A 228-nucleotide genomic window follows, 5' to 3' on the forward strand; every position below is an offset into this window, starting at 1 on the left:
TGACCCCATGCCGAACTCAGAAGTGAAACGCCGTAGCGCCGATGGTAGTGTGGGGTCTCCCCATGCGAGAGTAGGGAACTGCCAGGCATCAATTAAGAGCAGTAAACGTGAGTAAACCGTTTGCGCTCAGACCTTCCAGTGACGTGGAAAGGGCGAAACACCTGAGATCGGAAGCAACATTCTGAGTTCAGTACAGAATCGGTGGAGCGGTAGTTCAGTTGGTTAGAA

General features: G+C 52.2%; 1 rRNA gene. It reads left to right on the top strand.

The window, feature by feature from the left end:
• A 5S ribosomal RNA gene (rrf, locus tag QCD69_RS22665) occupies nucleotides 1–87 on the top strand; the annotation flags it as partial.
• Nucleotides 88–228: the final 141 nt, after the last annotated feature.

It is taken from the genome of Erwinia sp. PsM31 (genome assembly GCF_030433775.1).
GTDB lineage: Bacteria > Pseudomonadota > Gammaproteobacteria > Enterobacterales > Enterobacteriaceae > Erwinia > Erwinia aeris.